At 64.2% G+C, this 6,436-nt stretch carries 6 protein-coding genes; 5 read left to right on the plus strand and 1 reads right to left on the minus strand.

The window, feature by feature from the left end; translation table 11 throughout:
• Positions 1 to 1,030: acyl-CoA dehydrogenase family protein (locus AC2VOU_RS02875; protein WP_486956005.1), on the plus strand; the 1,030-nt coding region annotated here is incomplete at its 5' end.
• Between the two features lie 437 nt (positions 1,031 to 1,467).
• Positions 1,468 to 3,405, plus strand: coding sequence for a sunset domain-containing protein (locus AC2VOU_RS02880; RefSeq protein ID WP_486956006.1), 1,938 nt, complete (start codon positions 1,468 to 1,470; stop codon positions 3,403 to 3,405).
• A 19-nt stretch (positions 3,406 to 3,424) separates the two neighbouring features.
• Here AC2VOU_RS02880 and lexA read toward each other — a convergent pair whose 3' ends face one another.
• The gene (lexA, locus tag AC2VOU_RS02885; protein WP_486956007.1) at positions 3,425 to 4,123 is read right to left on the minus strand and encodes a transcriptional repressor LexA; all 699 of its coding nucleotides are present in this window, start codon (positions 4,121 to 4,123) and stop codon (positions 3,425 to 3,427) included.
• Between the two features lie 211 nt (positions 4,124 to 4,334).
• Here lexA and AC2VOU_RS02890 point away from each other — a divergent pair, with 211 nt between their 5' ends.
• The 3 genes from AC2VOU_RS02890 to AC2VOU_RS02900 form a co-directional block, all read left to right on the plus strand.
• Positions 4,335 to 4,817 carry a LysM peptidoglycan-binding domain-containing protein gene (locus AC2VOU_RS02890; protein ID WP_486956010.1) on the plus strand — a complete coding sequence of 161 codons (483 nt, stop codon included), beginning with the start codon at positions 4,335 to 4,337 and terminating at the stop codon, positions 4,815 to 4,817.
• A gap of 107 nt (positions 4,818 to 4,924) precedes the next feature.
• A complete protein-coding gene (gene nrdR / locus AC2VOU_RS02895) occupies positions 4,925 to 5,389 on the plus strand; it encodes a transcriptional regulator NrdR (RefSeq protein ID WP_486956008.1) in 465 nt (154 codons plus the stop codon).
• 21 nt (positions 5,390 to 5,410) lie between these two features.
• Positions 5,411 to 6,436, plus strand: a 1,026-nt coding sequence (locus tag AC2VOU_RS02900) for an FAD-dependent oxidoreductase (protein ID WP_486956009.1), incomplete at its 3' end; no start/stop codon positions are given.

A 6,436-nucleotide genomic window follows, 5' to 3' on the forward strand; every position in this document is an offset into this window, starting at 1 on the left:
CGACCGCGGCGTGTGGCTGGAGGCCGGCAAGCAGGGCTTTTTGGGGATGTCCATTCCCGAGGAGTACGGCGGCGGCGGTAATTCCGATTTCCGCTACAACACGATCATCACCGAGGAAACCACCTACGGTCGCTACAGCGGCATCGGATTCGGCCTGCACAACGACATCGTGGCGCCGTACCTGCTGAGCCTGGCCAACGAAGAGCAGAAGCAGCGTTGGCTGCCGAAATTCTGCAGCGGCGAACTGATCACCGCCATCGCGATGACCGAACCGGGCACCGGCAGTGACTTGCAGGGCATCAAGACTCGCGCCGTCAAAAAGGGTGACCATTATGTTCTCAATGGTTCAAAGACCTTCATCACCAACGGCATCAACTCAGATTTGGTGATTGTTGTCGCTCAGACCGATCCTGACAAAGGCGCACAAGGCTTTTCACTACTGGCGGTCGAGCGGGGCATGAAAGGGTTCGAGCGCGGACGCCACCTGGACAAGATCGGCCTGGATGCTCAGGACACCGCCGAGCTGTCCTTCTCCGACGTCGAGGTGCCCGTCGAGAACCTGCTGGGGAGCGAGGGTCACGGTTTCATCTACCTCATGCAAAACCTCCCGCAGGAGCGGATCTCGATCGCCATCATGGCCGCCGCCGCCATGGAGCAGGTGTTGGAGCAGACGCTGCAATACACCAAGGAGCGCAAGGCCTTCGGCAAGCCCATCGGCAGTTTCCAGAACAGCCGATTCCTGCTCGCCGAATTGGCCACCGAAGCCACGGTGGTGCGGGTGATGGTGGACGAGTTCATCGCCCTGCACCTCGAAGAGAAGCTCACCGTCGAACAGGCGGCAATGGCCAAGTGGTACGCCACCGAGAAGCAGGTGCACCTGATCGACCGTTGCCTGCAGCTCCACGGCGGCTATGGCTTCATGCGCGAATACCCGGTTGCGCGTGCGTATCTCGATGCTCGGGTGCAGACCATCTACGGCGGTACCACCGAAATCATGAAGGAGATCATCGGCCGCAGCCTGGGTGTCTAGCCTCCGGATTTCCCGGGAATAGGCGCATCCGCCTGCGATGAAAAGGTTCTGAGCCGGCGCTGATATTTCTGCCGGAGTGAGGATGGTGGGAACGCGGCTGTGAATTCATCGGGCAGCCACGATGTAGCCGTTGGCCCACCGCAGCTTCGCGAGAGGCTTCTCGGCATCGGCTCAGCGCACAACGTCGCGAGGGTGTCGGAGCGGAATTCGACGCAATTGCGCGGTGCGAAGGGTAATTCTGCATCGACGCGATGACCATTCCGTAGGGTCTGCATATGATTTCCCACGTGTCGTCGCCCGCAACAGAGTCGTGGCGGCCCATCGGACGGACCGCATGGGGTCCAAGACTTCGGACTGGGCGACCGCGGGAGGGCGGGATGAGAAGGCAGCGAAGACGGCTGGATGTCCTCGCGCGTTCAGCGCGTGGTCTGGTGGCGATGACCGCGGCATTCACGTTCATGGCGCTGCAGATGCCCCTCGCGAACGCATCGCCGATTGGCGACGCCGACAATGCGATCACCGCCGCCTGGAAAGAGGCCGGCGGCGACACCTCGGATCTGGGTGCCAAGCAGGGCGATTGCTACGTGGTCGGCCAAGGGTTTGCCCAGGACTTCGTCAACGGGAAGATGTTCTTCACGCCGGCGACGGGTGCACGGTCGATGATGGGCGCCATCCTGGAAAAGTACGAGGCTTTGGGTGGCCCAGCGGCCTCCGACCTGGGCTTTCCGACCGCCAACGAGGCACGCGGGTTGGCTGGGCCCGACAGCCGGGTCAGTACGTTCTCGGCAAGCGACAGGCCGCTCATCTACTGGACCGCCGATCACGGCGCGTTCGTTGTGCGCGGCGCGATCAACGCCGCCTGGGACAGGCTGGGCAGTTCCGGCGGCGCCCTCGGCGTTCCGACCGGGGATGAGACCTACGACGGCGAACTCGCGACCCAGGCGTTCAGCGGCGGCAAGGTGTCCTGGAACCGGCTGACCAAGGTCTTCACCACCGTTCCGCCGGACTTGGCCGGCCAGCTCGCCGGCTTGCAGGTGCCGGTCGATCCGACGGCGGATATCAACACGGCGTGGCGGGCTGCCGGCGGCGCGTCCGGTCCGCTGGGCGCCAAGCAGGGAGACCAGTATCCGGTTGGCAGCGACGGACTGGCCCAAAACTTCGCCGGTGGGACGGTCTTCTTCAGCCCCAACACCGGCGCGAACGCCGTCGAGACCGACATTCTGACCAAGTACGAGGCGCTCGGCGGGCCGGTCAACAGCGGCCTGGGCTTCCCGATCGCCAACGAAGCCGACGGGGGTCTGCTGAAACCGGCCAGTAGGGTCAGCGCTTTCTCCGCAGACGACAAACCAGTGATCTTCTGGACGTCCGACCATGGTGCGTATGTGGTGCGTGGGGCCGTCAAAGCCGCGTGGGACAAGCTGCTGGGCGCGACCGGCAGACTCGGCGCGCCGGTTGGTGATCAGACGGTCGCCGGCGATGTCATCACACAGAAATTCACCGGCGGTCAGATCGCGTGGAACAAGACGAAGAACACCTTCACCACGGAGCCGACGAACCTGGCGTCGGCGCTGTCCGGTCTGGAGATACCAGGCCAAACGACGCGCGCAAATGCGGCGAGGCCTGATACCGCGGTGGGTTGGCTGCCCGGTCACTGGCGGTGGTTGCTGGCCGGTGTGGGCGGCCTGTTGTTGGTCGGCCTCCTGACACTTGTGGTGGGATGGTCAGGTCGGCGTCGTGCGGCCAGACGCGACGGTGCGGGCCGCGGGAACGAATCCGGTGACGAGGCCGCCACCGAAGCGGTTTCGCAATGGTCCCCGGAGGTCGATTCCGGCTTGGCGGTCACCGGTCTGGACGAGGAGTACCGGCCGCCGCGTCCACGGACCGTCCGCCTGCCCAGACAGCCCGCCAGTGCGTGGATGCCACCCGATCACGAGAGTCTGGTGGAGGAGTTGCTCAGCGAGGACACCGATCGGCACGACGAGTATTCCGACTTCGGGGAGTTCGACCACGGCGACGAGTTCAACCAGGTCGACGCGCAGTTCGCCCAGGATCCCGACAATGTCGACACCCACCCGACCGGGATTCCGGTGGGGCGTGAGGCCCGGGCCGGACGGCATGCGGCGGCCGACGCCTACGGCGATGACTCGCAAGAGACGACAGCCGTGCCGATAGCGCGAGTTATGTCCGGGCAGTTGGCGATTCACCTTCCGATGGATGACCCTTACCGGGTGCCGGAGGGCTATCCTGTCAAGGCCAACGCCAGCTCGGGTCTCTACTACATGCCCGACAACGGGCTTTACGACGACACCCCGGCCGAAATCTGGTTTGCTAGCGAGGAAATCGCCAGGGTAAACGGCTTCCACAAGGCCGGCTAGGGCACCGGCTCCCGCGGCGTCAGATCTTGCGGATGACCGTGACGACCTTGCCGAGCACCGCGGCATCGTTGCCCGGGATCGGGTCGAAAGCCGGGTTATGCGGCATCAGCCAAACCTGGTTGCCCGTGCGTTTGAAGGTCTTGATGGTGGCTTCTCCATCGATCATCGCCGCCACGATGTCGCCGTTGTCGGCAACGTTTTGCTGACGGACCACCACCCAGTCGCCGTCGCAGATCGCAGCGTCGACCATCGATTCACCGACCACCTTGAGCAAGAAGAGCGCGCCCTCGCCGACGAGTTCGCGCGGCAACGGAAAGACGTCTTCGATCGCTTCCTCGGCCAGAATCGGGCCACCGGCGGCAATGCGACCCAGCACAGGGACGAACGTCGGCTCCGGCAACGCGTCCGACCCGGCAACGTCGGTGAGCACCGACGGCTTCGTCAGCTCGTCAGCCGATCGGACGTCGACCGCGCGCGGGCGATTGGGGTCGCGGCGCAGAAAGCCTTTTTTCTCCAGGGTGCGCAGCTGGTGAGCAACCGACGATGTCGACGTCAGTCCGACTGCGTCACCGATCTCCCGAATACTGGGCGGATACCCACGGGTGGTCACCGACGCGCGGATGACGTCCAGGATTGTCCGTTGGCGCGGCGTCAGCCCCGAATCGGCTGATCGCGGCGGCCGTTGAGATTCGGTGTCCGGAGTATCGCTGTCGCTCATACGGACGAATGTAGCGATATTTTGGCTGGATATCAAACATGTGTTCGAGGCATGTCGCAGCCATGACCCGCGCAGTGCCGGAAAAGTTGTCGGTGGCCTGGCTTACCGTCATCGGCATCTGCAACAGTTCGATCACATGTTCGCTTTTCGAACACACTATCGATTACTCTTCGAACACGTGATCGACTACGAGCCGACTGGAGGAACGCACATGATGCACATCGAGACGATCTCACCGACCGCGCAGCCCCGAATTCGCCCCGCCCAGGTACGTCCGGCCGGCCGCGGTAGCCGGCCGGGATCGCGAGGTCCGCGGCCATCCAGGCCCGTTGCGGCGCCGCCGCGCTATCGCGGCACCGGCGTGTTGCTGTCGAGTGCCCCGCACCGGCCGCGACCCATCACCCCGGCGACCACGGTGGCGCTTGCGATAGTCGCCGCGGCTATCACGGTGTGGTTGGGATTCGTCGCCCACTTCAGTGGGATGTTGCATGGCGGGCCCGAGAAGGCCGCGGTGCACATGCCTGACCGGCTCGCGGTGGTCCGGGTCGAACCGGGGGAGACACTGCAACGTCTGGCTGCCCGGGTGGCGCCGGATGTGCCGGCCGGTGACGTCGCGGCGCGCATCCGCGAACTCAACGAGCTCAAGTCTTCTGCGGTGACGGCCGGCCAGACGCTGATCGCACCGGTGGGATGAGTCGTGTAACAGCCGCGACACCCAGTGATGCTAGGTCCGCGCCCCGGAGCGCAGGTAGGCTCATAGGGGTTCGGGACACCCGAAGTCAGTGCGGCGAAGGAGCGGCCATGCATTGTCCGTTCTGTCGACATCCGGATTCGCGAGTCGTTGACTCCCGTGAAACCGATGAAGGACAGGCAATCCGACGTCGCCGATCGTGTCCAGAATGTGGACGGCGATTCACGACGGTGGAAAATGCGGTGCTGGCAGTCGTCAAGCGCAGTGGCGTGACCGAGCCGTTCAGCCGGGAGAAAGTGATGCGCGGGGTGCGCCGCGCATGTCAGGGCCGCCAGGTTGACGACGATGCGCTCAACCTGTTGGCGCAGCAGGTTGAAGACGCCGTGCGCGCGGCCGGCGCGCCAGAAGTTCCCAGTAATGAGGTCGGCCTTGCCATCCTCGGGCCCCTACGTCAACTCGACGAAGTGGCTTATCTGCGATTCGCCTCGGTCTACCGGTCTTTCGAGTCCGCAGAGGATTTCGAGCGCGAGATCAAAGCGCTGCGGGCCCACCGTAAGGTGCCCACGTCCGGTTGACCCACGTCGTAGTGTCGGTCCATGACGCGAGTCGTGCGAACCAAGGTGTGTGTTGCCGGCGGCGGCCCCGCGGGCATGGTGCACGCGCTACTCCTGGCCCGGGCCGGCATCAACGTGACGGTCCTGGAGAAACACAATGACTTCCTGCGCGACTTCCGTGGCGACACCGTGCATCCCAGCACTTTGCGCGTCATGGACGAGCTGGGACTGATCAACGAATTTCTGCGTCTGCCGCACACCAAAGTCAGGCGGCTCGCCTTCGATACCGACGGGACACTGCGAACCTTCGGCAACTTCCGAGCACTCACACGGCTCGGCTTCAGGCAGCCTTATATCGCGCTGATGCCACAGTGGGATTTCCTCGACTTTCTCGCCGAAAAGTGCAGTGCCTATCCGGAGTTCACGCTGATCCGCAACGCGGAGGTGACCGGCTTGCTGGTCGAAGGAGACCGTGTCGTGGGCGTCCGCACTCCGGATCTGGAGGTGCACTCCGATCTGGTGATCGGTGCGGACGGACGCAAATCCGCGGTGCGCGCCGCGGCCGGGTTGCAGGTCGGGAGTTCGAATTCGCCGATAGATGTGCTGTGGTTCCGATTGAATTGGCGCCCCGGTGACCCTCGGGAACCTGTCGGGGTGGTTCGCAAGGGCCTGATGATGGCGATGATCTATCGGGGCGACTACTGGCAAATTGCGTACCTCATGCCCAAGGGCGAAAACCCCCGCGACGGATCGCTGGAGGCATTCAAGAAGCGACTGGTCGCCGTGCAGCCCAATTTGGCGCAGCATGTCAACGACTTGCACTCCTGGGACCAGACCAGCCAACTCGATGTGCGGGTGGATCGGCTGACAACCTGGTGGCGTAAAGGTCTGCTGTGTATCGGCGACGCGGCGCACGCGATGTCCCCGGTCGGCGGGGTTGGCATCAACCTCGCGGTTGCGGATGCGGTGGGCGCGGCCAACATCCTCTGCGGCCCACTACGCGAAAACCGGCTGACCGATGCAGATCTCGCCAACGTACAGCGGCGGCGTGAGCTCCCGGCCAGGATC

It is taken from the genome of Mycobacterium sp. TH-M25 (genome assembly GCF_057473665.1).